This is a genomic window from Pelagibius litoralis, assembly GCF_011683915.1.
Taxonomy (GTDB): domain Bacteria; phylum Pseudomonadota; class Alphaproteobacteria; order Kiloniellales; family Kiloniellaceae; genus Pelagibius; species Pelagibius litoralis.
On the sequence record NZ_JAAQPH010000004.1, the window covers coordinates 72,484 to 98,581 of the forward strand.

Consider the following 26,098-nt stretch of genomic DNA (forward strand, 5'->3'; position numbering starts at 1 on the left):
AAAAGGCGGTGTCGCTGGGTACAAGCCGGAACAGTTTAGAAAAACCAGCTGCGGCCCAGGGTCATGAGCACCAGGGCGCCGGCGCCGGCGGCGACCCCCAGGCCGACGTTGCGCCGCGCCAGAAAGAAAATCGCCAGGGCGATCACCGCGGCGGCGATGCGGTCGGCGCTGGCGGTTTCCGCCAGGGGGCCATTGGGCAGGACGATCATGCGGGCGATCAGGCCGGCCAGCAGGGCATAGGCGACACAGGCGACCCACTCGAAAAGCGGGCTGCCGGCATCGATCCGCCCGGACAGCGCCACGCCCAGCGCCCGCCAGAAGTAGGTCACCAGCGCCCCGACGATCATCAGGGCATAGGGCCAGAAGGCTGTTTCCGCCAAGCCTGTCTCAAGCATTGCGCTGGCTCCACAGCCGGTCGCCGAAGAAGGCCAGCGATCCGGCGAGCAGACCGGTCAGCGGCAATCCCCAGTCGGGTGAAACCAGGTGCAGCAGCGGGCCGCAGACGGCGCCGAAGGCGAGCGCCAAGATGCGCGCCCGGTGCCTGGCGTCGGCCACGAAGACCAGCATGAAGTAGATCGGGTTCAGAAAGACCAGCCCCAGGGTGATGTAGCCCGGCAGCAGATCGGCCAGGTAAAAGCCGACCGCCGTGGTGACCAGGGTCATCGACCAGAGGGTGACCGCAAAGCCGGCGAAGTAGGGCAGGCGCTGGGGTTCCGGCAGATCGGGGCAGTGGCGCATGGCGGCGGCCCAGCCGGTGACCGCAATGTAGTGGGCGAAGAGGTAATAGCGCCAGCGCGGCGTGCCGGGCGCGCGCAGATAGGGCATCAGGGCCACGGTCATCGGCAGCAAGCGGGCATTGGTCATGGCGACGGCGGCGGCGACGATCAGCACCGAGGCCCCCAGGCTGTAGAGTTCGACCAGGATGATCTGGCCGGGCAGCGCCCAGCCCGTGAAGGTCGAAAACAGGCCGTGCCAGACATCCAGCCCGGCGCCGTGGATCAGGGAGCCGAAGCCGAGATAGGAGGCGCCCAACACCAGGGCGGGAACACCCAGGGCATGTTGCAGGCCTTTCAGGGCGGCGTGGCGCGGCGAGGCGTAGCCGGACCCAAGAGTCCCGCCTGTTATGTCGCTGTTTGGCATGATGGATGAAAGGCTAGCCCCTTGACGGGGCGGCGGTCAGCAAGAAAGCACGGTCTGCATGAGAGCCCTGCAGAGGATGCAGGGCGGCTTCAGAGCACCCGGTTGGCCGGCAGGCGCACGATGGCGCGGGTGCCGACGCCCGGTTCGCTTTCAAGGTCGAGCCGGCCGCCGTGCAGTTTTACGAAGCCGGCCGAGAGGGGCAGGCCCAGGCCGGTTCCCTCGAACTGCCGGTTCAGGCGGCTGTCGACCTGTTCGAAAGCCGCGAAGGCCCGGGGGATGTCTTCGCGCGAGATGCCGATGCCGGTGTCGCTGACCTGGAAGACGAAACTGCCGTCGTCCTCCAGGCGCGCGGAAAGCTCGATCACGCCTTTTTCCGGCGTGAACTTGATGGCATTGGACATGAGGTTCAGCAGCACCTGCTTCAACTTGCGCTCGTCGGCCCTGAGACGCGGCAGGTTCTCGGGCAGCGCGACCTCAAGGGCCTGGTCTGCCCGCTTGGCCCGCTCCGCCACCAGGCGCTGCACGGCGTTCACGACGTCCCGGGGATCGACGACCTCCTCGCGCAGTTCATGGGCACCGGCTTCGATCTTGGCGACGTCCAGGATGTCGTTGATCAGGGTCAGCAGATGCTGGGCGCTCTCATGGATATCCGACGCGTAGCTCTTGTACTGATTGCTGCCGAGGGGGCCGAGCAGTTCGCTTTCCATGATCTCCGAGAAGCCGATGACCGCGTTCAACGGCGTGCGCAGTTCGTGGCTCATGTTGGCCAGGAATTCGGTCTTGGCCCGGTTCGCCAGCTCCGCGCTTTCCTTGGCGCCGATCAGAGCCTCCTCACGCTGGCGCAAAGCGGTCACGTTCTCAGCCGTTCCCCGGTAGCCGAGGAAGTCGCCGCTGTCCGGGCAGTAGACCGGCAGGCCGTTGAGGCGGAACAGCAGCTTCTCGCCTTCCTTGTTCGGAACCTCGACTTCTATGTCGCGGAAGGGAACGTGCTGGCGCGAAGAAATCAGGGAGAGCAGTTTCGGTGTCGCTTCGCTGGGAATGTCGTTGAGCGACCGTCCGATCAGCTCGCGCGGGTGGTAACCCAGGGCGTCATGCACCCTTGGCGATACGAAAGTCAGGATAAGGTCCTGATCGGTTTCCCATACCCAGTCGGAAACCAGCCGGGTCGTGTCGTCGAGCCGTGTGGTGGCCTGCACCAGTGCGGTGGCGGTCGCCTTCAGTTTCGTCGTCGGCTCGTAGACCATTGCGGTGGCGCGCAGGCTTCCATCGGCGCCGCGGATCGCGCGGCGCTTTGCACGAAAGTACTCGGTGCGCCCCTCGATGGTCAGCTTGTGCTCCTGGCTGACGGCGACGGGCGAGGTGTTGGGTCCATGAGGCCGCGTGCCCAGTGACGACTGGCTGGGCAGCGCCTCGGCGGCCGCGAGGGCGTCGGAGATTTTGTGGAAAGCCTTGTTGGCGTAAGTGATCGTGCCGGCTGCGTCGACGATGCAGGTCGGCGGCCCGTCTTCCAACAGGTCGCGCTGCAGCATGGCTACCAGCGTGTCTTCTTCCGCCGCGGCCGGTACGGCAACGGTCTTGGGTGCCCCGGTGGGTTCTGCGCTACGGGAAACCATCGTCGTCTTGCTTGCGTCCGTCTTCACCAGCCTTGCTCAGCCCCGCTTAGCCCTGCTCATCTCCATGTCTTCCACCGCCGCCTGGAAATCCGAATCGCGCTGCCAGGAACGCAACACATGCTCGGCATCCTTGCGGTTTGCCTGATCGTAGAGTCTTGTCGCCCGAGACAGATCCGCTGGCGAAGTTCTGCGGCCACCGCTTCCGGCGCTGCGGGTCAACAGAAACAGGGTGGCAAAGTCCTGTTTCGAAATACCCAGCGCCAGGCAGGCGATCACCATGGCCTCGCCGCCCGGACCATAGAGCACTTCTGTGCGGCGCGGCATCGAAATCCCACTCCACTCTTCAAAAAGTGCTTCAAAAAGCGGAATTTCGCCCTGACGAAGAGTCTTGATCAGAAGCCCGGCATTGATTCTCTGGTCGGCGGCTATGCAGCGGGCGAGTTCGGCCGACGTTTCCGCCATATTGCGCGGACCGTTTGACTGGGCCGTTTTCTCGTTGGCCACATCCAGCACGGCGGCCTCCAGTTCGTCATCAAGAGGTGTCGGGTGAATGTCGTAGGTCGCCAGGATGTCGGCGCGCAGGTTGGCCGCCACCAGCCAATAGAGTCGCAGGGCCAGCTCCTGCGTCAGATCCTGGCGGCGGACCAGCGGCTCCTGGAATTCGTCGATATGCTCTGCCTGCTCGGTCAGGTAGGACAGGGCCGCTTCAGAGATCTTGGCGCTTTGGTTTTCCAGCAACGCGGTGATGACACCCTTGTCGTTGGTTCCCACCAGTTCGTCGGAAACCTCTTCGCTGAGTTCGCGCCGACGGGCGATGGTGATCTGATGCTGCCGGCTGCGGTGGTGGATGATCCGGATCAGTTCATCATCGCTCAGCAGGGTGGAGCGCAGCAGGATCGGACGGGCAACTTCGATGGCGTCGTTGGCCAGGGCGATGACCAGGGCGCGGGGCGCTGCCGGATTGCGCGACAGGCGCTCGCTCAAGCGGGCACGAATGGGGGCTTCGAACTCATGAATCAGCTTGTCCAGGATCTGCGAGATCAAATCGCGCTCCTGGTCGCTCAGCAGATGATCGCGCTCCATGGAGAGTTGGGCGATCTGCGAAGACAACTGCTCACGGCTTTCGATCGACTTGGTGAGCGCAAGCTGCAAAAGAGAGTGAAGATCCTGATCCTGATCTTCCATCCAAACTTACCCCGATCCCATCCACGACTTTGGGCGAAACAATCTAACTGTCGAACGAAAACGGGACTACCCCCGCTCGCGGTAACGTTGAACTTTCTAAAACAATAATAAAGTAAGGTAAAAACAATGTGAAGGTTGCTGTTATGAGTTTTCCCGAAAGCAAGCAGAGATAATGAATAGATCGTCCCGAAAAGGGAAATAGAGGCTGCTGAGCTTTTAATCTATTCACTGTTTCGACAGTCGGATCGGATGGCTGTTTCCCGGCTCTGTGTCGATGCTACATGATTATCTTATATAAATCAGTGTATTGATGGGCTTTTCGCGGATTCAGTAAAAAACCTTCTTGCGTGTATTTCTCTTGGATTACGACTTTAAGGAGAAAATATACGTTTCGAGTATCTAACTAGTTAAAATGATCATATTTATCTTCGCCGGGACGCCGCTATCGTCCCAACCGGCGGCTTCATCAGACTTTAACCGCTTCAGCGGATACTGCTGTCATGCAAATCGGTTCGGGCGGATCGCCCCTCTCTCTGGCAGTGATGAAGGCCCTGGGCAGCCAGGCCGCCGTCGGCGGGCCGTCACTGCCGTCGTCGCCGCTGTCCGCTGCCGGCAGCGCTTCGCCGTCTCAGAACAACGAACCGGCCGGGCCGCCGGAGCCCGGCAACAACATTCCCCGCGGATCCTTTGTCGACCTGAAAGTCTAATCCGGCTTGAAAGTTTAGCTTGGCCTGAAAGTCTAAAACCGCCCTTCGCAGCCGGCCGCCTTGCTTGTGATGCGCCGGAGGCTGGGCCACAGTATCCGGATGGCTGCTTCCGACAAAAACGAGACCAAAGCCGAAGCGCCGGTCACGCCGGTCACCGGGCGCTTCGAGCCCAAGGTTCCGGCGGGTGACGACCGCACCCGTCTGGTATGCCGCGACTGCGGTTTCATCAACTATGAGAATCCCAAAATCGTGGTCGGCTCCGTCGCCACCTGGGGGGAGCGGATTCTGCTTTGCCGGCGGGCCATCGAACCGCGGCGGGGTTTTTGGACTCTGCCCGCCGGGTATCTGGAAGAGCATGAAGAGGCCGCTGCGGGCGCTCAGAGGGAAGCCTGGGAAGAGGCGCGCGCCAGGCTGGCGATCAATCAGCTTCTGGCGGTCTATTCGATCCCGCGCATCTCGCAGATCCAACTGATCTATCGCGCCGAGCTGGTGTCTCCCGATGTTTCCGCGGGCCCGGAAACGATCGAACTGGACCTCTTTTCCTGGCAATCCATTCCCTGGGACGATCTGGCTTTTCCGTCGGTGCACTGGGCCCTTCACGACCATCGGGCGGTGCGCGGCCAGGCGGTTTTTGCGCCGCGCAGCAACCCGGCCGAACCGCCGCCTGAACCTTCAGGCGAGCTTCCCGGCGAGCCTGCTGAGGGGCTCTGAGCGGCGCGGCGGCCTGATTCCAGAAAAATGGGGGGAGGTGATGATGTTGGGTGAAAACCAAATCCGGCCGTGCCGACGTTTCGCGCGGCTGGGTGCCATCTGCCTTTTGGTTTTACTGTCGTACCAGGTATTGCCATCCCCGGCCGGCCCGGGGTTTGCCGCCGATCCGTTGTTCTCGCATGAGAACCCGCGCTTTCGCAGCGGCGCCGAGTTGCTGGCGGATTGCACGGCCGAGGCGCCGGAACCCCGGGGCCGCTGCGCCGGCTATGTTATGGCCATTGCCGATGTGCTGGGCGGTGCCATGGCGCGCATCGATGGCGTCCAGGTCTGCCTTCGCGGGAATGAAAGCCTGGGTGAACTGGTGGCGGCAGTCCGCGATCACCTGTTGGAGAACCCGGCCCGCCAGGCCATCAAGGGCGATGGTGCGGTGGCCTACGCCCTGTCGCTCTACCGGCCCTGCTAGATCGGATCATGTTTTGACGGAACCACTTCGTGGTTGGGCCAAAACATGTGAATCTGCTCCAGAGTCTTTCTGGGATTGATGGCATCGGCATGCGGCTAGGGGCTTTGCCGCTCCAGAAGTTTTCGAATCTCCCGGACCTCCTGATGCACGGCCTTCAGGTCGTCCTCCAGCCGCATGGCATCGCCGTGCGATTGCTGGGTGATCTTGTCCAGCGCTTCGTCCCTTTCCTCGTCATGCTGGCTTTGCATGGCGTTCACGATAATGGCGATGAAGAGGTTCAGGACAGCGAAGGTGGTCACCAGGATGAAGGGTACGAAGAAAGCCCAGGCGTAGGGAAAGACGGTCATCACCGGGCGAACGATCCCCATCGACCAGCTTTCCAGGGTCATGATCTGGAACAGTGAATAGGCCGAGGCGCCGATGCTGCCGAACCAGTCGGGAAAGGCGGCGCCGAAAAGCTTCGTCGCCATCACCGCGAAGACATAGTAGATCAGCCCCAGCAGGGCCGCGACCGAACCCATGCCGGGGATCGCCTGCAGCAGGGCCTGAACCACCTTGCGCATCGACGGGATGACCGAGATCAGGCGCAGGACCCGAAGCACCCGCAAGGCGCGCAGCACCGAGAAGGCCGCCGAGCCCGGCGCCAGGCTGATCGCCACCACGGTAAAGTCGAAGAGGTTCCAGGGGTCTTTGAAGAAGCTGGTACGATAGACCCAGAGCTTGGCCAGGATCTCAATCACGAAGACCGCGACGATGGCCTGGTCGGCCAGCAGCAGGAAGTCGCCGACCTGGGCCATAACGCTCGCCGAGGTCTCGAGTCCCAGTACCACGGCGTTGATCAGGATCAGGATGGTGATCGCGCGCTGGGTCTTCGATGATTCCAGGGCTCGCTGCAGGCGCGAAGGCTGTGCCGGATCTGCTGATCTGGAATTCGGCGTACCGGGACTTGACGACATGACGGGGTTTCCTGTTGGGACGGGATGGGTCGGCGAAGCTGCTTAGATGTGCGGTACGGCGCGGGGGGTCAATAGCTACCTGCTATAGGCGGCCTGCCGCCACAGAGAACCAAGCGGTCTCGGGCCGGGATAAAAGCCCGGCAAGGGGCACTGGAAAGGCGAAGCCGATCGCCGTGGTTCAGGCGGTCGCCGGCAGCTGGTCTTCCGGTTTCAAATCCCGCCGGGCGGCGGGCAGGCGGACCTCCACCTCGGTGCCGAAATTGAGCCGGCTGCGCAGGAAGAGCTGGCCGCCGTGCAGCTCGACCAGGGCCTTGGTCAGCGGCAGGCCGAGCCCGGCCCCCTGATGGGGATGGGCGCGTTTGTCATGCGCCTGGCCGAAAGGCTGCAGGATGACGTCGATATCTTTTTCACGGATGCCGATGCCGTTGTCGCTGACCAGGATTCGCAAATCCCCGTCCGGCGTTGTCGCCAGCCGCAGGTTCACATGGCCGCCGACCTGGGTGAACTTGATGGCGTTGGTGAGCAGGTTCAGCACGATTTGCTTCAGCTTGACCGCGTCGGCGATCAGGTGCTCGGCTGACTGTGCGGCGTGACGTTCCAGGCGCACGCCGGCGCTGGCCGCCCGCGGTTCCAGCAGCTTGGCACAGCCCGCCAGCAGGCTCGTCAGGTCAACCGACTCTTCATGCAATTCCATCTTCCCGGCTTCGGTCACCGAGAGGTTCAGCAGATCCTCCACCAGGCTGAGCAGAAGCTGGCCGCTGTGGTGGATGTAGCCGACATGTTCGCTCTGCTGTTCGGTCAGCGGGCCATAGAGTTTGCGGCCCAGCAGGTCGGAAAAGCCGATGATGGCATTCAGGGGCGTGCGCAGTTCGTGGCTGACGTTGGCCAGAAACTTGGTCTTCGCGCCGTTCGCTTCGGTCACCTGATGCAGGGCCTTGCTGAGACGATCGAAGCGTTGGCCGGCGATGGCCACGGTCATGCGCATCAGCTCAGTTGCCGTTGCAATACCGCTGTAGCTGCCGTTTCGGGTGACGATGAATCCGTCGACCATGGCTTTGGGTTTGCTGGACAGCAGAAGGTCGCTCACTTCTTCGATGCGGTGATCCCACTCGACGATCAGCGGCGATGGGTCCATCAGTTTGGAAATCGGTTTGGCGTTGAACAACTCGGGCCAATAGGGCTTGGCCATGTTGGCCAGGAACTCCAGCCGGCTGACCAGGCCGAGGGGCTGTCCGGCGCGCACCACGGCCACTGCCGACAGCGTCTCGTCACGGCGCAGCATCGCATGAACGTCTGCGCAGCTGGTCTGCGGAAGCACGGCGGGCGCGTCATTCGCCAGCACGTCGGCGCAGAGCGACTCGCCGCTGGGCTGGTGATCATCAGATGCCTCGGCTGTGGCGCCCGTCATGTGGACTGTCCCGGATTGTATGATGGTTGCGGCGGAACGCTAAACCCTGGGTCGTTAACAAATCTTTGTGCGAAGACGGGCGATCGATCCCTGGCACAGGCGCAGTTTCCGAATGGCAATCAGGCCCGATGCCGCGGTCAGCCTTTGTTTCAAATAGGTGACACTTCGGCTTAGCGATTACTGGCGCCGTTCAGGCGCGGCTCCAGCGTCCGCAGATGGCTGTAAAGCAAATCGACCAGGGCGCGAATGCGCGCAGAGCGCCGCAGATCGGGATGGGTCAGCAGCCACAGCCCGGTATCCAAATCCTCCGGCGGATCCATCACCCGGCGAAGACCGGGATCGGCGTCGCCCAGGAAGCAGGGCAGGACGGCCAGGCCAAGATCGGCGCGCACCGCACTCGCCTGGTTCAGCAGCGAATTGGAGCGATAGCCGACGGCGTGGCGGTCGACCGTTCGGGTGAGCCAGGCGGTCATGCCCGGCGGCCCGGCGCCCTCGTCCCAGGCAACCCAGCGCCGGCCTGCCAGTTCCCCCGGCGCCGGAATTTCGCTGTCACCGCCGCAGTAGACCGTGGAAGCGAGAGTCGCGATCCGCCGCCCGGAGAGGCTTTCCGGTGGTTCGCGGGTCGGGCGCAACGCAATGTCCGCTTCGCGCTTGGTCAGGCTGAGCATGCGGTTGTCGATTACCAGTTCCACGGTGATCTCGGGATAGCTCTGCCGAAACAGAACCAGCAGAGGCATCAACAGCACTTCCGCGATGTCATCCGGCGCGGTGAGGCGCAGGCTGCCGGTGAGGCGCAGGTCACGTCCGCTGAGGCGCCGCTCCAGCGCTTCCATCTCCGCTTCAACCCGCTCGGCCGTGCGCAGCAGGTCCTCGCCGGCGGCGGTCGTGACATAGCTGCCGCCCTGGCGTTCGAACAGGCGTGTTGCCAGCCTTGCCTCGATCGCCCCGAGGCGCCGGAAAACCGTCGAATGATTGACCCGCAGGCGGCGCGCGGCCCCGGCCAGACTGCCCTCCCGCGCGATGGCCAGAAGGGTGTGCAGGTCGCCCGAGAGATCTTTATTTGCGTTCATGCAAGAGAGCTTTGCAGTTTTTGCTGATCGACTTGCAATGAAGCAAATCATAGATGAGAGGGCAGAACAAGAGGCCCCGCTTGGGATGCTCCCATGGACGGAGCACTCCCGCGGGCCGCATCACATTCTCGGAGACAGACAATGATCGATTCCAAGACCGCACCCTACGCCGCACTGATCCTGCGGGTCGCCCTGGGCATCATGTTCCTGGCCCACAGCCTTTATCTGAAAGTGATCGTCTTCACGATGCCCGGCACCGTCGGTTTCTTCGAATCCCTCGGGCTGCCGGGCGTCGTTGCCTACCTCACCGTCACCGCCGAGATCCTGGGCGGTTTGGCGCTGATTCTCGGCATCCGGACCCGCCTGGCGGTCCTTGCCGTGATGCCGGTTCTGCTGGGCGCTACCTGGGTGCACTCGGGCAACGGCTGGGTCTTCTCCGCCGAGGGTGGCGGCTGGGAGTATCCGGTGTTCCTGATTGTCGCCGCCGTGGTGCAGGCGCTGCTGGGCGACGGCGCCCATGCCGTGAAGCTGCCGTTCGCGCAGCAGGTCAAGACAGCCGTGGCGCGTTGAGTCGGTCCGGCGGCGGGGGAGCGGGCTGGGTCTTCTCCGACGTCAGTCGAAAAAGCTCTAGGCGGTGGCAGCCGGGTTGGAACACAAAAAGGGCGCCCGGCAATGGCTGCCGGACGCCCTCTTGTGGTGCAGGTATCGACGTCTGTGTCTAGGCGGCGCGGACGCGGACGAGGAATTCCTCGACCTTCTTGTTCAGCTCGACGGACTGCTGGGACAGCCCCGTCGCCGCTTCGAGAGCCGAGCGCGCAGCGGTCCCGGTCTCTTCAGCGCCCTTCTGAACATCACCGATGTTCGAGGAGACTTCCTGGGTACCGGTCGCCGCCTGCTGGGTGCTGGTGGAGATCTCGGCCACGGCCGCCGTCTGCTCTTCGATGGCCGCCGAGATCGAGCCGGCGATCTCGTCGACCTTCACAATGGTGTCCTTGATCCGGCCGATGGCCTGAACGGCGGAGTCGGTCGTCGACTGGACACTGTTGATCTGCTGAGCGATCTCCTCCGTCGCCTTGGCAGTCTGCTGGGCCAGGCTCTTGACCTCGGAGGCAACCACGGCAAAGCCCTTACCGGCTTCACCGGCGCGGGCTGCCTCGATGGTCGCGTTCAGGGCCAGCAGATTGGTCTGCTCGGCGATGTCCGAGATCAGGGTCACGACTTCGCCGATCTTCTGAGCGGCCGAAGCCAGCTCGCGGACGACATTGTCGGTTTCCTCGACCTCGGTCTTGGCATCGCCTGTGCTGCGGGTCGATTCCGTGACCTGCCGCGCGATCTCGCTGATCGAACTCGACATCTCCTCCGATGAAGCCGCCACCGTCTGCACGTTTGCCGTGGCCTGCTCGGCCGCCGCGGCAACCGCCGTCGACTTGTTGGTCGCGTCTTCCGCGGCGCCGGTCAGGTTCTGTGCCGAGTTCTTGATCTCGTTAGAAGCCGTGGAAACCGAGTTGACCACTTCCTTGACCGAAGCTTCGAAGTCGTCGGCCAGTTCGTTCATGGTCCGGCGCTTCTCTTCTTCGGCTTTCTGCTCCTGCTCGATCTTCTCCTCGGCCAGGCGTGCCATCTCGATGGCGTTCTCCTTGAAGACCTGGACGGCATCGGCCATGGCGCCGATTTCGTCCTTCTTGCCCAGCGCCGGGATGTCGATCCCCGTGTTGCCGTCTGCAAGGGTCTGCATGGCGTTGGTCATCAGGTTTATGGGGCCGATCACAGCTTTGCTGACCATCAGCATCAAAAGACCGGACAGCACAATCAGGAGGATGGTAATCGCCAGCACGGCAATCTGCGCCGTTGCGACAACGCCTGCCGCTTCCTCGTCGGCCGCGTCGCTGATGGCATCCACCACGTCAGTGACCCGGTCCAGGGAATCGGCGACCTGGTCTGCATCGCTCTCCATGACTTCCAGTGTCTCGTCGGCGGTGCTTTCCGCTTGCAGCATATCGCGATGGGTATCGAACAGCTGCTCTTCTTGGGACGCGCGCGCCACCCAGGTATCGAACTTCTCGATCAGAGCGGCGGCATCGGCCTTGTCTTCTTCGGACTCGGCCAGGACGGTCAGGGTCTCGAAATGCGGGCCAGCGCGATCGATAAGCGCAGCAAAATCCTCCTGCGGCTGCTTCAACTCTTCCGGGCTCTCCATCGCCATGTATTCACCGGCGGTGTCCTGCATCTCCATAACGATACGCTGCAGGGTCAATGCGGCTTTCACCGCCGGGAAGTCGGTCTCGAACAGGCCGCCAAGGATGTCATTGACGTCGGCCGCAGTGGCGGTGAGGGTTTCGGCAAGTCTGTCGCCTTCATCTTCCGCCTTCGCCATCTCCTGCTCGTTTTCCAATGCGAACTCATCGAGCAGGATGATCAACTCGGCGCCGGTAGCATCAAATTCCGCCAGCAGGACATCCGCTTTGATTTCTTCCTCAAGCTCGTCGCGGTGAGCATCGATCATCTCGTTGGCGTGAACCACGAATTCCCCGTGCTCCGTGCGAACCTGCTCCATCTCATCGAGCAAATCCGGATCGGTGACCAGGACCTCGAGTTCGTCGTAGGTTGTCACGAACTCAGCAGCGAGTACTTTGAACTCTTCGTTCAATTCATCGACGACTTCGAGGTCTTCATCGGCGATGATTTCCTCGGCGACCTTCGTCGCCTCCCAGATATTGGCAATCAGGTCGCCGGATGTCTCGACTGTCGGCGCGGTCACGTCGGTTATGCCGTTCAGCATCTTGTCGATTTGGGCGATGAAGTACACGCCGATACCACCCGTGGTGATACCCAGAATGACAAGGAAAGAGACCCCGAAGTATAACTTCCGGGCGACGGTGAGCGCCGCGGCGCCCTTTAGTTTTCTCTCAAGCTCGTTCGCTTTTTTAATCTTGGTCATGGAAACCTGTACTGTTTGATGCCGATTGCTCCAGCTATGGCTATCACTGCTTTGAGAACAAAATATTAATCAGAATAATTAGATTTTCCTCAAGCAAAGGAATATATTCAAGATTCGTGTTTCGGTTATTTTGTCAGCTCGGCTGGCTCGCCATTTGTCGATATCGAGGAAGATGATCCGCGGCGCCTCTTGGGAACCGTTAGCCCCGGCCGCTTCCTTGAACCTGAAAAAGCGCGCCGGCTTATTTGACTTGGTCGAGGCCGACCAGGGCGCGGGCGAAGTCCTTGGCGGTGAAGGGGCGGAAGTCTTCGGCCCCTTCGCCGACGCCGATGGCATGGACCGGCAGGCCGAACTTTTCGGCCAGGGCTACCAGCACGCCGCCGCGCGCCGAGCCGTCCAGCTTGGTGACGACGAGGCCGGTCAGGTTCACCAGCTCCTTGAAAGTGCCGATCTGGGTCAGGGCGTTCTGGCCGGTGGTGGCGTCGAGCACCAGGACCACGTGATGAGGCGCCGCGGGCTCCACCTTCGTGATGACGCGGGCGACCTTCTGCAGCTCGGCCATCAGCTCGGCCCTGTTGTGAAGGCGCCCGGCGGTATCGATCAGCAGCAGGTCGTCGCCGGCGGCCTTGGCCTGCTCCACTGCCTCGAAGGCGAGGCCGGCGGCATCGGCACCCTGCTTGCCGGCGACCACGGGACAGCCCGAGCGCTCGCCCCAGATCTTCAACTGCTCGATGGCGGCGGCGCGGAAGGTATCGCCGGCGGCGAGGCGCACGGAAAGGCCCTGGCGCCGATAGTGGGTCGCCAGCTTGCCGATGGTGGTGGTCTTGCCGGAGCCGTTGACCCCGACCACCAGCACCACGTTGGGCTTGTTCGAGGGATCGAGGGTGAGGGGCCGGGCCACCGGTTCGAGGATGCCGGCGATGTCGCCGGCCAGGGCTTCGCGCACCTCCTGCGGATCGACTTCCTTGTCGAAGCGGGTCTTCGCCAGATTGGCGGTCAGCTTGGTGGCCGTGGTCACGCCCAGGTCGGCGGTGATCAACAGCTCCTCCAGTTCCTCCAGCGCGGCGTCATCCAACTTGCGCTTGGTGAAGATGCCGGCGATGCCGTCGCCCAGCTTGCTGGAGGAACGGGTGAGGCCGGCCTTCAGGCGGGAGAACCAGCCGCCCTTTTTCTGTTCCGCCGTATCGCTCACGCTGCCGGCGACAGTTGCTGTTGAACAGGCACGGCAACCAGACGTTCGCCGTCGCGCCCGGTGATGCGGGTTGCCGCCACCGCGCCGATCTCACCCGTCTGAAGCAGCACCGGCGCGAAAGTCTCGCTGCGCCCGAGAAACCGCCCGTCGGCTTCCTGTTTCTCGATCAGCACCGATGCCCGCTTGCCGACCTGGCTGTCCAGGAACTGTTCCAGCGCCATGGCACCGGCGCTGCGCAGGCGCGCGGCGCGTTCCTTGCGCAGCGCCAGGGGCAGTTGCGGCATCTTCGCCGCCGGCGTGCCCTTGCGCGCCGAATAGGGGAAAACGTGCAGATAGGTGAGCCCGCAGTCCTCGATCAGCTTCAGCGAGTTCTCGAACATCGCCTCGCTCTCGGTCGGGAAGCCGGCGATCAGGTCGGCGCCGAAGACGATGTCGGGGCGTAGGGACCGCAGTTCGCCGCAGAGCGCCACCGCTTCGGCGCGCGAATGGCGCCGCTTCATGCGCTTCAGGATCATGTCGTCGCCGGCCTGCAGGGAGAGATGCAGATGCGGCATCAGGCGCGGCTCCTCGGCGATCAGGCGGCGCAGGTCCGGGTCCAGCTCGATGGCGTCGAGGGAGGAAAGGCGCAGGCGCTTCAGCGCCGGCACCTGGGCCAGCAGACGGCGCAGCATCTGGCCCAGGCTGGGTTGTCCCGGCAGGTCGCCGCCGTAGGAGGTGACGTCGACACCGGTCAGCACCACCTCCGCCACGTCGCGCTCCACGAGGTTGCGGACCTGGCGCACCACCTCGCCCAGAGGGACCGAGCGGCTGTTGCCGCGGCCATAGGGGATGATGCAGAAGGTGCAGCGGTGATCGCAGCCCTGCTGCACCTGGACGAAGGCGCGGGTGCGCTCGGCAAAGCCGTCGATCATCTGCGGCGCGGTCTCTGTCACGCTCATGATGTCGTTGACCAGCAGCGGTGTCGCATTGTCCGGCAGAAAGCTCTCGGCGCGCAGTTTTTCCTCGTTGCCGATCACCCGGTCGACCTCGGCCATGGCGGCGAAGCCCTGGGGGTCGATCTGGGCGGCGCAGCCGGTGACGATGATCTGCGCCTCCGGGCTTTCGCGCCGGGCCTTGCGGATCGCCTGACGCGCCTGGCGCTCGGCCTCGCCGGTCACGGCGCAGGTGTTGACGATGACGGCGTTGTCCAGGCCCGCCGCCTCGGCATGGCCGCGCATTACTTCCGACTCATAGGCATTGAGGCGGCAGCCGAAGGTCAGGATGCGGGGCTTGTGGTCCGTGCTCACAGCGTAAGCTCGCCAGTAAAGGCGGTGGCGACCGCACCGGTCATCTCCACGTGGCCGTCCTCGCGCCATTCCAGTTCCAGGGGGCCACCGTCCAGAACGACTTCGACTTTGCGGCCGGTCAGGCCCCGGCGCGCGGCGGCCACAGCGGCGGCGCAGGCCCCGCTGCCGCAGGCCTGGGTCAGGCCGACCCCGCGCTCCCAGACCCTGAGACGCAGGCGGTCCGGGCCGATGATCTCGGCGGCGCCGATGTTGGCGCGCTCGGGAAACAGCGGATGATGCTCCAGATCTGGGCCCAGCGCGTCCAGGGGCAGGGCTTCGACATCCTCGACAAAGAAGACCGCATGGGGGTTGCCCATGTTGACCCCGACCGGATCGGCCAGGGGGCCGTTCTCGATGCCCAGGTGCAGGGTATCGCGCTCCTCGCTCAGGGGGATGTCGCGCCAATCGGTCAGAGCCTCTCCCATGTCCACCGTGACCCGCCCGGGCCCGGCGGCGTTGGCCTGCAGCAGGCCGCGCTTGGTTTCGATGGTCAGGTGATCCTGCCCGGTCTCCGCCATCACCAGGGCCGCCACGCAGCGCGTGCCGTTGCCGCAGGCCCCGACCTCGCCGCCGTCATGGTTGCGGATGCGCATAAAGACGTCGGCGCTGCCGTTCGTCGGCGGCTCCAGGATCAGCAACTGGTCGCAGCCCACGCCGGTCCGGCGGTCGGCGATGGCCTGGGCCAGGGCGTCCGTCAGGGCAAAGGGCTCGGCCCTGGCATCGACGACCACAAAGTCGTTGCCCAGGCCGTGCATCTTGATGAAAGGGCGTGCGGTCATAAGGCGGGTTATAGGGCCCAGAGGGTGGATAAGTCCATAGAGCTGGGAACACGGGTGTTTTGTACGGACCTGACCGCTCTGCCCCAATTTAGCCACAGCCGCGCCCTCTTTCCGGGCGCATTGGCTTGCAGGCTTCCGCAGGGCGCGCCGGCATTGGGCCCTGCGCCGCGATCTCTGGGGGAGACCATGGAAAAATCATTCGTTCTGAAGGTCGGCTGCGTGCTCGGTCTTGTTGCTCTGCTGGCCGCCTGCGATCACAGGGTTCAGACCACCTCGGGCTCACAGTATCTCGCCGGGTATTCCGGGCTGCACTCCACCGCCGGAGCGTCCGCCGGGATCGATCCGGGGATCGACGGCGGCATCCGGGCCGCCGCCGACGTGGAGCCGCAGCTGCGCTTTCCCGCCCGTCTCGGCCTGGCGCGGATCGAAAACGGCCGGCTGACCTCGGTTCCGCAGGGCGATGCCATGGCCTGGCGGTCCCTGGCCGAGCGCCTCGGCGACGGCTACGGCAGTTTTGTGCCGGTGTCGCCCCTGATCGCAGCCCTGGCGGTGCCGCGTGATGCGGTGGATGCGGCGGGACGCTGCAGCCCGGCCTACCGAAGCTGTCTGGCGCAGATTGTCCACGAGGTGCGCCTCGGCGCGGCGCGCCAGCACCTCGATGCGGTGCTGATCTACGAGACCTTTGGAAAATCCGAGGAAACCAGCAATCCGCTGGCGGTGACCAAGCTGGCCCTGATCGGCTTTTTCCTGCCGACCGAGGATGTCGCGGCCGAGGGCTCCGCCCAGGCGGTTTTGGTCGACGTGCGCAACGGCTACACCTATGGCATGGCCTCGGCGGTGGCGGACAAGCCGGTGCAGAGAATTACCACCTCAGGTAACAGCTATGCCGTGCAGCGAGCGGCGCAACAGGTCGCCCAGGTTCGGGCGGTTGAAAATCTGACCGGCGAGGTCGAGGCGATGCTGCGCGACCTGCGCCTTGCCCTGGCCGAAGGCCGTCTGGCGGGCGACATACGCTAACCTATGAAAACCAGGATGGCCGCTTATCCGGTTGGATTAGCGGGACAATCGGGTGGTGATTCAACTTGCTTTCCCGCGCGCCAGCGCATAGGTGTAATAGCGGTGACGGACGCAAGGTCAGAAGCCGCAGGCTCGGTTTCATCGTGGAAGGTCGGTTCGATATCGCTATCGCTCCGGACGCTGTGATGAGGAACGCCCGTCCCTGGTGTCTTCCTGAACGTTGTTGTACGCGCACTCGGCCCGGGCAGAAGTGTCCCGGGACGTACTACGTTTGCAGTTCGAAGGAAGACCCAGACCATGATCACGGGAACCGTGAAATTTTTTAACACCACCAAAGGCTTCGGCTTTATCGCTCCTGAAGACGGCTCCAAGGATGTGTTCGTTCACATCTCCGCTGTTGAGCGGTCCGGCATGGGCCCCCTGGTCGAAGGCCAGAAGGTGACTTTTGAGGTGCAGCCTGATGCCCGCGGTCCCAAGGCCGTAAACATCCAGGCCGCCGACTGACCTCAAGAGACTGAAGCTTAGACGTACCGAAAAGCTTTTTCGATCCGGCCGCCCAGGAAGGGCGGCCGTTTTCGTGCATCCGTCCTGGTTCCAAGGATCCTGGCTTAGAGGGCGGAAAAGGCAAAAGGCGCGGAGATTCCGCCGGGCTTGACCTCAAGGCCCAAGGCCCCTAAATTCCGCGCGATTCAGGCCAAGGTGACTTGACCGGCTTTCGCCCTCCCGATGGTGGGCAGCCCCGCCAGTCCGCGAGTTTTCGCGCACTGGCGCGACTTGCATTGGGCCTCTGAAACGCATGATGGAAATGAACCGACACGATGTTCGATAGCCTGCAGGAACGGCTTTCCGGTGTTTTCGACAAGCTGACGCGCCGCGGCGCGCTCAGTGAAGCCGATGTGACCGCCGCCCTGCGCGAGGTGCGGGTGGCGCTGCTGGAGGCGGATGTCGCCCTGCCGGTGGTGAAGGACTTCATCGACGGGGTTCGCGAAAAGGCCGTCGGGCAGGAGGTGCTGCGCTCTGTCACGCCGGGCCAGATGGTGGTCAAGGTGGTCCATGACCATCTGGTCGAGACCCTGGGCGCCACCAGCGTCGGCCTCGACCTCAGGGCCAGCGCGCCGGTCGGCATCATGCTGGTCGGCCTGCAGGGCTCCGGCAAGACGACGAGCTGCGCCAAGATCGCGCGCCGCCTGCAGGAGCGCGAAAGGAAAAAGGTCCTGATGGCCTCCCTCGACGTGCGCCGTCCGGCCGCGCAGGAGCAGCTGAAGGTGCTGGGCGAGCAGGCCGGGGTCGCGACCCTGCGAATCGTGCCCGGCGAACCGCCGGTTGCCATTGCCAAGCGCGCCATGCAGTCCGGCGCGCTGGAAGGCTACGACGTCGTCATGCTGGATACCGCCGGACGGCTGGCCATCGACGAGGAACTGATGGCCGAGGTGGCGGCGGTGCGCGATGCGGCCAAGCCGCACGAAAGCCTGCTGGTCGCCGATGCCATGACGGGCCAGGACGCGGTGACGGTGGCCGACGCTTTCAAGCAGCGGGTCGATCTGACCGGCATCGTGCTGACCCGCGTCGACGGCGATGCCCGCGGCGGCGCGGCGCTTTCCATGCGCGCGGTGACCGGTTGCCCGATCAAGCTGATCGGCGTCGGCGAAAAGCTGGACGCGCTGGAGGACTTCCACCCCGACCGCGTGGCTTCGCGCATTCTGGGCATGGGCGATGTGGTCTCGCTGGTCGAAAAGGCGGCGGAGACCATCGAGCAGGACGAGGCGGAGAAGCTCGCCAAGAAGCTGCAGAAGGGCACCTTCGACCTCGACGACTTCGCCAAGCAGCTGCAGCAGATGCAGAAGATGGGCGGACTTTCCAGCCTGATGGGCATGCTGCCGGGCATGTCCGGCAGCCAGATGCAGCAGCTGAAAAAGGCCAAGCTGGATGACGGCATGGTGAAGCGCCAGCTGGCGGTGCTGTCCTCGATGACGCCGGGCGAGCGCAAGAAGCCGGATGTGATCAAGGCCTCGCGCAAGCAGCGCATCGCCAAGGGCTCCGGCACCACGGTGCAGGAAGTGAACAAGCTGCTGAAGCAGCACAAGGATGCGACCCGCATGATGAAGCGGGTTCACAAGATGGGTAAGAAGGGCATGCTGCGCGGCGGCCTGCCCGGGCTGATGCCGGGCGGCGGTAGCGGCAACCCCTTTGGTTAGATTGGCGGGCGGCTAGACCGGGTGCCCGCAAGAATTTCGAACAAGACAGACAAGCACTAGAAAGAGAGTTCCAGAAATGTCCCTGAAGATCCGTTTGTCCCGTGGCGGCGCCAAGAAGCGCCCTTACTACCGCATCGTGGTGGCCGATTCCCGCAGCCCGCGCGATGGCCGCTTTATCGAGCGCATCGGCTCCTACAACCCGATGGTCGCCAAAGACCATCCGGAGCGTATCGTGTTGAACACCGATCGCGCCAAGCATTGGCTGTCGGTCGGCGCGACCCCCAGCGACCGGGTGAGCCGCTTCCTGGCCGCGGCGGACCTGGTGCCGGCCCGCCGCATTCCCCGGCAGACCACGAAGGCCGAGCCTGGTCAGAAGGCCAAGGAACGCCTGCAGGAAGCCGAAGACGCCAAGCAGGCGGCTGCGGACGCCGCCGCTGCCGAGGCCGCTGCGCCGGCTGAAGAGGCGCCTGCTGAGGAAGCGCCCGCCGAGGAAGCTGCCGAAGAGGCGAAAGCCGAGTAGAAACCCCGGCAGTCGGGCTTCGGCATTCGGAGTTGTCCGCCATGGATGACAACCTCACGGGATCGGACCGCATCTGCCTGGGCGTCATGGTCGGTGCCCACGGCGTGCGCGGGCTGGTGAAGGTGAAAGCCTTCACCGAGGTGCCGGAGGATGTCGCCGCCTATGGCGCGGTAACGGACGAAGACGGCAAGCGGCGCTGGTCGCTGGAGATGGTGGGCCGGGCCAAGGGTGTCGTTCTGGTGCGCCTGGCCGGCGTTACCGACCGGGACCAGGCCCAGGCGCTGCACGGCACCCGCTTCTACGTCGCGCGCTCGGCCCTGCCGGCCCTGGCGGAGGAAGAGGTCTTCTACCACGTCGATCTGATCGGCCTTCGGGTGGAGGATGCCTTGGGCGAGACGCTGGGCCGGATCCAGGCGGTCGAGAACTACGGGGCCGGCGACCTGCTGGAGGTCGTCGATCCCGAGGGCCGCAGCCAGATGCTGCCGTTCACCAAGGCGGCGGTTCCGCAGATCGACCTGGCCGGTGGCCGTGTGGTGGTGCAACTGCCGGCCGAATTGGCGGCAAACGACGAAGACGAGGACGGCCCCCGGTCCTCTGAGGATTAGATTTCAGGCACAGCCGCGATTGTGCCGCTGGAAGAGCCCCTTTGGGCTGGACAAACGCCTTTTGCAGGGCCATAAAGCGCCGCTTCGACGCCGACTGGGCCTTTCAGGGGTATCGGATGGTAAATCCCTGCAAGAGATGCGGGGTGTCGGGGTAGGAGGTCCCATGGCGGCATGGCGATCGCTGGTCCTGACGCTTTTCCCGGAGATGTTTCCGGGGCCGTTGGGGCAGAGTCTGGCGGGAAAGGCCCTGGATAAGGGCCTTTGGGCGCTTGATGTCCTGGACATCCGGGACTTCGCGCGCGATAAACACCGCAGCGTCGACGACACCCCTTTCGGGGGTGGCGCGGGCATGGTGATGCGGCCGGATGTGGTCGACGCGGCCTTATGTGCTGCAAAGGACGGCTGGACCGGTCGGGTCCAGGACGGTGAGGAAGGATCCGGGCGCAAGGCGCCGGTCCTTTATCTCTCGCCCCGGGGGCGTCTGCTGACGCAGGGCCTGGTGCGGGATTTGGCGGCAGGGCCGGGTGTCGCCTTGCTCTGTGGCCGCTACGAGGGGGTCGATGAAAGGGTCTTGGAGGCCCACGACGTCCTTGAGGTCTCGCTCGGCGACTATGTGCTGTCGGGCGGCGAGACGGCGGCCCTGGTGTTGATGGACGCGGTTGTGCGTCTGTTGCCGGGCGTGATGGGAAACGAGGACAGCCCGGGCGAGGAATCGTTCGGGGAAGAGGGTTTTGAGGGGTTGCTGGAATACCCCCTCTATACGCGGCCGGCCGAGTGGCAGGGCCGCGCGGTGCCGGAAGTTCTGACCTCCGGCCACCACGAGAAGATCCGCCTCTGGCGCCGGGCGCAGGCGGAAGAGATTACGAAACGGCGCCGCCCGGATCTCTGGGCGCGCTACATGAAAGACAGGCCTTGAGGCCTGTGAAGGTTTGAGGATAGAGAGCCATGAACGTTATCGAGCAAATCGACCAGGAACAGCTCGCCAAGCTGACCGCCGACAAAGAGCCGCCGGCCTTTGCCCCGGGCGACACCCTGCGCGTCAACGTGAAGGTCCGCGAAGGCAGCCGTGAGCGCGTTCAGGCCTTCGAGGGCGTCTGCATCGCGCGGCGCAACCGCGGCCTGAACTCTGCGTTCACCGTGCGCAAGCTTTCCTACGGCGAAGGCGTCGAGCGCGTCTTCCCGCTCTACAGCCCGCGTATCGATTCAATCGAGGTGGTGCGCCGCGGCGATGTCCGCCGGGCCAAGCTCTACTACCTGCGCGGCCGCACCGGTAAGGCGGCGCGTATCCGCGAGCAGACCACCGGTCACAGCGGCAAGCTGGAAGCGGCGATCAAGCAGGAGGCCGCCAAGGCCAAGGCCGAGCGCAGCAAGACCAACAAGGCCAAGAAAGACGCCGCGAAAGCAGAAGGCTAAGCGCCCCGGTCTTCGTTGGAGTCTTTGCGCCCAGGGTTTTGACCGGGTGTCTCTGGCGAACAGACGCTAAAGGGCCCGCCCGGCCGCTTTCTCGGAAGCGCCGGCGGGCCTTTTGCATTTGTCGGTGGCGTTTGCGGCGCTATGCTCCGGCTCCCAAAATATTGCCCGCACCCCTCCCAGGGCTGGGAAGGTGATCCGGGAAGAAAAAAAGCCCATCCAAGGAACGAAGAGACGATGTCCGCACCGCGCACCCTGTTTGACAAAATCTGGGACAGCCATCTGGTAAACCGCCAGGATGACGGCACCTGCCTCATCTATATCGACCGCCACCTGGTGCACGAGGTAACCTCGCCCCAGGCGTTCGAAGGTCTGCGGCTGGCCGGGCGCAAGGTCCGCCACCCCGAGGCGACCCTGGCGGTGCCGGATCACAACGTGCCGACCACCGACCGCAGCGCCGGCATCGAAGACGACGAGAGCCGCATCCAGGTCGAAACGCTGGAGAAGAACTGCGCCGACTTCGGGGTGCCGATCTTCACCATGAACGACGTGCGCCAGGGCATCGTCCACATCATCGGGCCGGAACAGGGCTTCACCCAGCCCGGCATGACCATCGTCTGCGGCGACAGCCACACCGCGACCCACGGGGCTTTCGGGGCCCTGGCCTTCGGCATCGGCACCTCCGAGGTCGAGCACGTGCTGGCGACCCAGACCCTGATTCAGCAGCCGGCCAAGAACCTGCGCGTCAGCGTGGACGGGGCGCTGCCGCTCGGCGTCACCGCCAAGGACCTGATCCTCGCCATCATCGGCAAGATCGGCACCGCCGGCGGCACCGGCCACGTGATCGAGTATGCCGGCCAGGCGATCCGCGATCTTTCCATGGAAGGCCGCATGACGATCTGCAACATGTCGATCGAGGGCGGTGCCAGAGCCGGCCTGATCGCGCCGGACGAGAAGACCTACGACTATGTCATGGGCCGCCCCATGGCGCCCAAGGCCGGCGCCTGGGAGCAGGCGGTCGCCTACTGGCGCAGCCTGCCTTCCGACGAGGGCGCGCGCTATGACAAGGAGGTGACGCTCGCGACCGGTGAGATCGATCCGCAGATCACCTGGGGCACCAGCCCCGAGGATGTCGCGCCGATCACCGGCCGGGTGCCGAGCCCGGAGGAAGCGCGCGACGCTGCCAAGCGTCAGGCGATGGAGCGTTCGCTCGACTACATGGGGCTGGAGGCAGGCACGCCGCTGACCGAGGTCGCCATCGACAAGGTCTTTATCGGTTCCTGCACCAACGGGCGGATCGAGGATCTGCGCGAGGCCGCCAAGATAGCCGAAGGCCGCAAGGTTGCCGAGGGCGTGCATGCGATGATCGTGCCCGGCTCCGGCCTGGTGAAAAACCAGGCGGAGGAAGAGGGACTCGACCGCATCTTCACCGAGGCCGGTTTCGACTGGCGCGAGCCGGGCTGTTCCATGTGCCTGGCGATGAACGCCGACCGCCTGCAGCCGGGCGAGCGCTGTGCCTCGACCTCGAACCGCAACTTCGAGGGCCGCCAGGGCCGCGGCGGGCGCACCCACCTGATGAGCCCGGGCATGGCGGTGGCGGCGGCTATCGCCGGGCGCCTGGCCGACGTGCGCGAGCTTTAGGCGGGCCGCTGGCGGCTTAACCCACAGAGAATCTCGGGGCAGTATCCCAGGCCGCGATCATGGCGTCGATTGCCGCTGCCGCGCCCTCGGCGCCGGGTTCTGCGCGCAGGGCGCTGCCGATCTCGGCGGCGCGGGCGCGGATGGCCGGGCTCTCGGTGGCGGCCAGGGCCCCGGCCAGGGTCTCCGCTGTCAGGCGCTTCTGCGGCAGGGGCGGCGGGCCGGCCCCGACGGACGCTACGCGCCGGCCCCAGAAGGGTTGATCGCCGAACACCGGACAGATGATGGAGGGGCGCCCCCAGCGCAGGCCTTCGTGGGTCGTGCCGGCACCGCCGTGATGCACCACCGCCGCGCAGCGCGGAAACAGCCAGTCATGCGGCGCGGCTTCCAGGACATGGACATGCGCGGGGCTGGCGACATCGGCGAGGCCGCCCCAGCCGGTCGCCAGGACACCGCGCCGGTTTGCCGACCGCAGCGCGTCGACCACGCTTCGGGTCAGCCGCGCGGCATCCGCGCCCGGCATGCTGCCGAAACCGACATAGACCGGCGGCGGCCCCGCGTCGAGAAAGCGCAGCAACGCCGGTGGCGGCTGCCAGTCGGCGGTCGGCTCGGAAAACCAGTATCCCGTGACTTTCTCCTGCGGCCCCCATTCCGATGCCGGGGGAACGAGAAGCCGGCTGAAGCCGTGAAGCCGGGGTACGGCGAAGCCCTTCGGATGATAGCTGCCGAAGAGATCGCGGGGGCCCTTTTCGTCCAGCCCCAGCCGCTCGCGGCGCCATTTGCCGACCTGCCCGGCCAGCAGCCGGTGCATCAGGCCGACGACGGCCCGGTGGCTGAGCCTGTTGCCGAAAGGCCCAAGGTCGCCCAGCGGCAGGCCGGGGCTGGGGAAGGCGGCGGTCGGGATGTAGGCCGGGATCAGGGCGGTCGGCACCGCGACGATCTGCAGGGCCTCGGCGATGTGCTGCGCCGCCAGCCCCTTGGGATGATGGTAGACGATGATCTCGGGCCGTACCGCCTGCGCGACGGCCCACATCTCGTCGAGCTGGCGGCGGTACAGGCCTTTGGAGGCGCGCCAGGCCCGGATCTTGCCGGAGAAGGTCCGCAGTGCTTTTTGGATTTCAGGCGTCTGGATCATCGCCCGGACATCGTCCGAGAGCGGCGCAGCGGCGAGGCCCTGGGCCTCGATCATGGTTTCGAAGCCCTGCCCCGTGCTCAGCGTCACATCGTGGCCCCGGGCCCGCAGCGCAGCGCCCAGCGCCACATAGGGCTGCACGTCGCCGCGCGAACCGAGGGTCAGGATCAGAATCCGCATTCGACCGGCATAGAGGTTTTGCCCTGCCCAGTCGAGAGGGGGGCGAGAGGGTGGCACCCCTTTTTTGCCGGCCTCTTGGGGCCTTTGGTTGCATCCGCCGGGGTGGAAACCCGCGGCCTGCTGTGATCCTATAGAGCCTGGAGAGTGCAGCGCCGCGGCTGAGAACAATGATGGCCGGCCGCGGGCGAGAGGAAGAGGGGACCCGGGATATGATCGTCCACGGAAACATGATCCGTGCAAACTGCGTGGCGGTTTGCCTGTTTTTGACAGGCTTGGCCTTGGCGCCGCTGCCCGCTGCCGCGACGGCGCTGGAAGACGCCCTGGGCGCCCAGCTGCGTGCCGGCGTGGGCACCGCGGCGACCGATGACGAAATCGAATCGCTGACGGTTCTTGAGCGCTTCTACCAGGAACGCGACCTGCAGCCGCTTTGGGTGCTGGAAACCGGGGCCGGCCTCAGGGCGCGGCAACTCGCCGATCTGTTGGTGGCCGCCGACCTCGATGCCCTCGATCCGCGCGACTACGGTGCCGAGCAGGTTGTCGGCCTGCTCGATTCCACCGCGCCGGCCCAGCTGGCCGAGCTGGAGGTGCGCCTGACCCAGGGCCTGGTGCGTTTCGTCGCCGACCTGGGCCAGGGCCGCACGACGCCGCACATCGCCGATCCCGAGCTCTTCGTGTTCCGCCAGGAGGTCCGCAAGGAAGACGTTCTGGCCGCCGCCGCCGCGGCGGAGGATCTGGCTGTCTTTGCCGGCGGCTACCGTCCGCAGACCCCGCGCTACGACCGCCAGAAGGTCGCCCTGGCCGAGTACCGCGCCCTGGCCACCCAGGGCGGCTGGGCGCCGCTGCCCGAAGGCCCCACCCTGAAGCCGGGCATGACCGATCCGCGGATCGGCCTGCTGCGCGAACGGCTGCGCCTCTGGGGCGACCTGAAGCCGGATCAGGATCTCAGCGAGACCGGCGGCGACGCCGATTTCTACGACGACAATCTGGTCGTGGCGGTCAAGTGGATGCAGTACCGCCACGGTCTGGCGCAGGACGGGGCGGTGGGCAAGAAGACCCTGGCGGCCTTCAACGTGCCCATCGAAACCCGGATCGAGCAGATGACGCTGAACCTGGAGCGGCGGCGCTGGATGCCCGACGATCTGGGCAAGCGCCATGCCTTCGTCAATCTGGCGGATCAGTTGCTGAAGCTGGTGGACGGCGAGAAGACCCTGCTCGACATGCCGGTGGTGGTGGGCAAGCCCTATCACTCCACCCCGGTGTTCAGCCACCGGATGACCTATCTGGTGATCAACCCGTTTTGGAACGTGCCGCCCAGCATCGCCCGTAAGGAGCTGCTGCCGAAGATCAAACAGAATGCCAGCTATCTGGCGGAGAACAACTTCACCCTGTTCAGCGATTGGAGCAGCGGGGCCCAGGTGGTTGATCCGGTGGCGGTCGACTGGGCGGTGGTGAACCGCAACAACTTCCCCTACAAGCTGCGCCAGGGCTCCGGCGACGGCAATGCCCTGGGGCGGGTGAAGTTCATGTTCCCCAACCGCTTCAACATCTACCTCCACGACACCCCGGCGAAATCGCTGTTCGGCAAGGCCGAGCGCACCTTCAGCCATGGCTGCATCCGGGTTCAGGACCCGCCGCTGCTGGCCGAGGCGGTCCTGGCCGGGACCGAGGGCTGGCCTCTGGATCGGGTCAACCGGACGATCGATTCCGGCGAGCGGCGCATCGTCACTCTTAAAGAACCGCTGCCGGTTCACATCGCCTACCTGACCTCCTGGGTGAACAAGGACGGCAGCGTGCATTTCCGCAAAGACGTCTATGGCCGTGACGCTAAGCTGGCCGAGGCCCTGCTGGGTGCAAGGGCAGGCGACTGGCGCTGACCGCCGCTGCACCCTCTCGCTTGCGCGGGAAGTAGCCCCC

Annotated in this window: 25 protein-coding genes; 13 read left to right on the forward strand and 12 right to left on the reverse strand. The window is 64.9% G+C overall.

Features of this window, described 5'->3' with window-relative positions; all coding sequences use genetic code 11:
* Nucleotides 1-35 precede the first annotated feature (35 nt).
* The 4 genes from HBA54_RS06330 to HBA54_RS06345 all read right to left on the reverse strand — a co-directional run bounded on the left by HBA54_RS06330 (nucleotide 36) and on the right by HBA54_RS06345 (nucleotide 3,938).
* Complete coding sequence (locus HBA54_RS06330) at nucleotides 36-395, reverse strand: AzlD domain-containing protein (protein WP_167222556.1); 360 nt, start codon at nucleotides 393-395, stop codon at nucleotides 36-38.
* Nucleotides 388-1,140 carry an AzlC family ABC transporter permease gene (locus HBA54_RS06335; RefSeq protein ID WP_167222558.1) on the reverse strand — a complete coding sequence of 251 codons (753 nt, stop codon included), beginning with the start codon at nucleotides 1,138-1,140 and terminating at the stop codon, nucleotides 388-390. Before HBA54_RS06335 ends, HBA54_RS06330 begins: the two co-directional genes overlap by 8 nt.
* 89 nt (nucleotides 1,141-1,229) lie before the next feature.
* Nucleotides 1,230-2,780 carry a PAS domain-containing sensor histidine kinase gene (locus HBA54_RS06340; RefSeq protein WP_167222560.1) on the reverse strand — a complete coding sequence of 517 codons (1,551 nt, stop codon included), beginning with the start codon at nucleotides 2,778-2,780 and terminating at the stop codon, nucleotides 1,230-1,232.
* Nucleotides 2,781-2,789: 9 nt separating this feature from the next.
* Nucleotides 2,790-3,938: a DUF2336 domain-containing protein gene (locus tag HBA54_RS06345; RefSeq protein WP_167222562.1), complete on the reverse strand. Its 1,149-nt coding sequence runs from the start codon at nucleotides 3,936-3,938 to the stop codon at nucleotides 2,790-2,792.
* A 500-nt stretch (nucleotides 3,939-4,438) separates the two neighbouring features.
* Here HBA54_RS06345 and HBA54_RS06350 point away from each other — a divergent pair, with 500 nt between their 5' ends.
* The 3 genes from HBA54_RS06350 to HBA54_RS06360 all read left to right on the forward strand — a co-directional run bounded on the left by HBA54_RS06350 (nucleotide 4,439) and on the right by HBA54_RS06360 (nucleotide 5,819).
* Nucleotides 4,439-4,645 (forward strand): hypothetical protein, encoded by a 207-nt coding sequence (locus tag HBA54_RS06350; RefSeq protein ID WP_167222564.1) that lies wholly within the window; start codon nucleotides 4,439-4,441, stop codon nucleotides 4,643-4,645.
* A gap of 99 nt (nucleotides 4,646-4,744) precedes the next feature.
* Nucleotides 4,745-5,356 (forward strand): NUDIX hydrolase, encoded by a 612-nt coding sequence (locus HBA54_RS06355; protein WP_167222566.1) that lies wholly within the window; start codon nucleotides 4,745-4,747, stop codon nucleotides 5,354-5,356.
* A gap of 40 nt (nucleotides 5,357-5,396) precedes the next feature.
* The gene (locus tag HBA54_RS06360) at nucleotides 5,397-5,819 is read left to right on the forward strand and encodes a Rap1a/Tai family immunity protein (RefSeq protein WP_167222568.1); all 423 of its coding nucleotides are present in this window, start codon (nucleotides 5,397-5,399) and stop codon (nucleotides 5,817-5,819) included.
* Nucleotides 5,820-5,914: 95 nt separating this feature from the next.
* Here HBA54_RS06360 and HBA54_RS06365 read toward each other — a convergent pair whose 3' ends face one another.
* The 3 genes from HBA54_RS06365 to HBA54_RS06375 form a co-directional block, all read right to left on the reverse strand.
* Nucleotides 5,915-6,775, reverse strand: a complete 861-nt coding sequence (locus HBA54_RS06365; protein ID WP_167222570.1) for an ion transporter — start codon at nucleotides 6,773-6,775, stop codon at nucleotides 5,915-5,917.
* A gap of 178 nt (nucleotides 6,776-6,953) precedes the next feature.
* A complete protein-coding gene (locus tag HBA54_RS06370; protein ID WP_167222573.1) occupies nucleotides 6,954-8,183 on the reverse strand; it encodes an ATP-binding protein in 1,230 nt (409 codons plus the stop codon).
* 170 nt (nucleotides 8,184-8,353) lie between these two features.
* The gene (locus tag HBA54_RS06375; protein ID WP_167222575.1) at nucleotides 8,354-9,253 is read right to left on the reverse strand and encodes a LysR family transcriptional regulator; all 900 of its coding nucleotides are present in this window, start codon (nucleotides 9,251-9,253) and stop codon (nucleotides 8,354-8,356) included.
* A gap of 141 nt (nucleotides 9,254-9,394) precedes the next feature.
* On the opposite strand from HBA54_RS06375, the gene HBA54_RS06380 reads away from it, so the two are divergent.
* A complete protein-coding gene (locus HBA54_RS06380; protein WP_167222577.1) occupies nucleotides 9,395-9,823 on the forward strand; it encodes a DoxX family protein in 429 nt (142 codons plus the stop codon).
* Between the two features lie 148 nt (nucleotides 9,824-9,971).
* Here HBA54_RS06380 and HBA54_RS06385 read toward each other — a convergent pair whose 3' ends face one another.
* The 4 genes from HBA54_RS06385 to dapF all read right to left on the reverse strand — a co-directional run bounded on the left by HBA54_RS06385 (nucleotide 9,972) and on the right by dapF (nucleotide 15,487).
* Nucleotides 9,972-12,191 carry a HAMP domain-containing methyl-accepting chemotaxis protein gene (locus tag HBA54_RS06385; RefSeq protein WP_167222579.1) on the reverse strand — a complete coding sequence of 740 codons (2,220 nt, stop codon included), beginning with the start codon at nucleotides 12,189-12,191 and terminating at the stop codon, nucleotides 9,972-9,974.
* Nucleotides 12,192-12,432: 241 nt separating this feature from the next.
* Nucleotides 12,433-13,383, reverse strand: coding sequence for a signal recognition particle-docking protein FtsY (gene ftsY / locus HBA54_RS06390; protein WP_167222581.1), 951 nt, complete (start codon nucleotides 13,381-13,383; stop codon nucleotides 12,433-12,435).
* The gene (gene mtaB / locus HBA54_RS06395) at nucleotides 13,380-14,669 is read right to left on the reverse strand and encodes a tRNA (N(6)-L-threonylcarbamoyladenosine(37)-C(2))-methylthiotransferase MtaB (RefSeq protein WP_322095987.1); all 1,290 of its coding nucleotides are present in this window, start codon (nucleotides 14,667-14,669) and stop codon (nucleotides 13,380-13,382) included. Before mtaB ends, ftsY begins: the two co-directional genes overlap by 4 nt.
* Nucleotides 14,666-15,487, reverse strand: a complete 822-nt coding sequence (gene dapF / locus HBA54_RS06400) for a diaminopimelate epimerase (RefSeq protein WP_167222585.1) — start codon at nucleotides 15,485-15,487, stop codon at nucleotides 14,666-14,668. The genes mtaB and dapF overlap by 4 nt, the downstream gene beginning before the upstream one ends.
* Before the next feature lie 186 nt (nucleotides 15,488-15,673).
* On the opposite strand from dapF, the gene HBA54_RS06405 reads away from it, so the two are divergent.
* From HBA54_RS06405 to leuC, 8 genes are all read left to right on the forward strand, one after another.
* Nucleotides 15,674-16,504 (forward strand): hypothetical protein, encoded by an 831-nt coding sequence (locus HBA54_RS06405; RefSeq protein WP_167222587.1) that lies wholly within the window; start codon nucleotides 15,674-15,676, stop codon nucleotides 16,502-16,504.
* Between the two features lie 297 nt (nucleotides 16,505-16,801).
* A complete protein-coding gene (locus tag HBA54_RS06410) occupies nucleotides 16,802-17,008 on the forward strand; it encodes a cold-shock protein (RefSeq protein ID WP_167222589.1) in 207 nt (68 codons plus the stop codon).
* A gap of 314 nt (nucleotides 17,009-17,322) precedes the next feature.
* A complete protein-coding gene (ffh, locus tag HBA54_RS06415; RefSeq protein ID WP_167222592.1) occupies nucleotides 17,323-18,699 on the forward strand; it encodes a signal recognition particle protein in 1,377 nt (458 codons plus the stop codon).
* A 76-nt stretch (nucleotides 18,700-18,775) separates the two neighbouring features.
* On the forward strand, nucleotides 18,776-19,219 hold the full coding sequence (gene rpsP / locus HBA54_RS06420) for a 30S ribosomal protein S16 (RefSeq protein WP_167222594.1): 444 nt from the start codon (nucleotides 18,776-18,778) through the stop codon (nucleotides 19,217-19,219).
* Between the two features lie 41 nt (nucleotides 19,220-19,260).
* Nucleotides 19,261-19,824 carry a ribosome maturation factor RimM gene (gene rimM, locus HBA54_RS06425; RefSeq protein ID WP_167222596.1) on the forward strand — a complete coding sequence of 188 codons (564 nt, stop codon included), beginning with the start codon at nucleotides 19,261-19,263 and terminating at the stop codon, nucleotides 19,822-19,824.
* Nucleotides 19,825-19,987: 163 nt separating this feature from the next.
* Nucleotides 19,988-20,740: a tRNA (guanosine(37)-N1)-methyltransferase TrmD gene (trmD, locus tag HBA54_RS06430; protein WP_167222598.1), complete on the forward strand. Its 753-nt coding sequence runs from the start codon at nucleotides 19,988-19,990 to the stop codon at nucleotides 20,738-20,740.
* A 29-nt stretch (nucleotides 20,741-20,769) separates the two neighbouring features.
* Entirely contained in the window at nucleotides 20,770-21,237 is a 468-nt protein-coding gene (gene rplS / locus HBA54_RS06435; RefSeq protein WP_167222600.1) for a 50S ribosomal protein L19, read from the forward strand.
* A 234-nt stretch (nucleotides 21,238-21,471) separates the two neighbouring features.
* Entirely contained in the window at nucleotides 21,472-22,875 is a 1,404-nt protein-coding gene (gene leuC / locus HBA54_RS06440; RefSeq protein WP_167222602.1) for a 3-isopropylmalate dehydratase large subunit, read from the forward strand.
* Between the two features lie 16 nt (nucleotides 22,876-22,891).
* Here leuC and HBA54_RS06445 read toward each other — a convergent pair whose 3' ends face one another.
* Nucleotides 22,892-24,184: a glycosyltransferase gene (locus HBA54_RS06445; protein ID WP_167222604.1), complete on the reverse strand. Its 1,293-nt coding sequence runs from the start codon at nucleotides 24,182-24,184 to the stop codon at nucleotides 22,892-22,894.
* 209 nt (nucleotides 24,185-24,393) lie between these two features.
* Here HBA54_RS06445 and HBA54_RS06450 point away from each other — a divergent pair, with 209 nt between their 5' ends.
* Nucleotides 24,394-26,058, forward strand: a complete 1,665-nt coding sequence (locus tag HBA54_RS06450) for a L,D-transpeptidase family protein (RefSeq protein ID WP_167222606.1) — start codon at nucleotides 24,394-24,396, stop codon at nucleotides 26,056-26,058.
* The last annotated feature ends 40 nt before the right edge of the window (nucleotides 26,059-26,098 follow it).

Excerpts from the sequence above, each read along its gene's own strand:
- leuC (WP_167222602.1), top strand. The coding sequence starts at position 21,472 with ATGTCCGCACCGCGCACCCTGTTTGACAAAATCTGGGACAGCCATCTG.
- HBA54_RS06345 (WP_167222562.1), bottom strand. The coding sequence starts at position 3,938 with ATGGAAGATCAGGATCAGGATCTTCACTCTCTTTTGCAGCTTGCGCTC.
- HBA54_RS06405 (WP_167222587.1), top strand. The coding sequence starts at position 15,674 with ATGGAAAAATCATTCGTTCTGAAGGTCGGCTGCGTGCTCGGTCTTGTT.
- dapF (WP_167222585.1), bottom strand. The coding sequence starts at position 15,487 with ATGACCGCACGCCCTTTCATCAAGATGCACGGCCTGGGCAACGACTTT.
- HBA54_RS06335 (WP_167222558.1), bottom strand. The coding sequence starts at position 1,140 with ATGCCAAACAGCGACATAACAGGCGGGACTCTTGGGTCCGGCTACGCC.
- rpsP (WP_167222594.1), top strand. The coding sequence starts at position 18,776 with ATGTCCCTGAAGATCCGTTTGTCCCGTGGCGGCGCCAAGAAGCGCCCT.
- HBA54_RS06410 (WP_167222589.1), top strand. The coding sequence starts at position 16,802 with ATGATCACGGGAACCGTGAAATTTTTTAACACCACCAAAGGCTTCGGC.
- HBA54_RS06355 (WP_167222566.1), top strand. The coding sequence starts at position 4,745 with ATGGCTGCTTCCGACAAAAACGAGACCAAAGCCGAAGCGCCGGTCACG.
- HBA54_RS06450 (WP_167222606.1), top strand. The coding sequence starts at position 24,394 with ATGATCGTCCACGGAAACATGATCCGTGCAAACTGCGTGGCGGTTTGC.
- HBA54_RS06375 (WP_167222575.1), bottom strand. The coding sequence starts at position 9,253 with ATGAACGCAAATAAAGATCTCTCGGGCGACCTGCACACCCTTCTGGCC.
- trmD (WP_167222598.1), top strand. The coding sequence starts at position 19,988 with ATGGCGGCATGGCGATCGCTGGTCCTGACGCTTTTCCCGGAGATGTTT.
- HBA54_RS06370 (WP_167222573.1), bottom strand. The coding sequence starts at position 8,183 with ATGACGGGCGCCACAGCCGAGGCATCTGATGATCACCAGCCCAGCGGC.
- HBA54_RS06385 (WP_167222579.1), bottom strand. The coding sequence starts at position 12,191 with ATGACCAAGATTAAAAAAGCGAACGAGCTTGAGAGAAAACTAAAGGGC.
- HBA54_RS06330 (WP_167222556.1), bottom strand. The coding sequence starts at position 395 with ATGCTTGAGACAGGCTTGGCGGAAACAGCCTTCTGGCCCTATGCCCTG.
- HBA54_RS06365 (WP_167222570.1), bottom strand. The coding sequence starts at position 6,775 with ATGTCGTCAAGTCCCGGTACGCCGAATTCCAGATCAGCAGATCCGGCA.
- HBA54_RS06360 (WP_167222568.1), top strand. The coding sequence starts at position 5,397 with ATGATGTTGGGTGAAAACCAAATCCGGCCGTGCCGACGTTTCGCGCGG.
- HBA54_RS06380 (WP_167222577.1), top strand. The coding sequence starts at position 9,395 with ATGATCGATTCCAAGACCGCACCCTACGCCGCACTGATCCTGCGGGTC.
- rimM (WP_167222596.1), top strand. The coding sequence starts at position 19,261 with ATGGATGACAACCTCACGGGATCGGACCGCATCTGCCTGGGCGTCATG.
- rplS (WP_167222600.1), top strand. The coding sequence starts at position 20,770 with ATGAACGTTATCGAGCAAATCGACCAGGAACAGCTCGCCAAGCTGACC.
- ffh (WP_167222592.1), top strand. The coding sequence starts at position 17,323 with ATGTTCGATAGCCTGCAGGAACGGCTTTCCGGTGTTTTCGACAAGCTG.
- HBA54_RS06445 (WP_167222604.1), bottom strand. The coding sequence starts at position 24,184 with ATGCGGATTCTGATCCTGACCCTCGGTTCGCGCGGCGACGTGCAGCCC.
- HBA54_RS06350 (WP_167222564.1), top strand. The coding sequence starts at position 4,439 with ATGCAAATCGGTTCGGGCGGATCGCCCCTCTCTCTGGCAGTGATGAAG.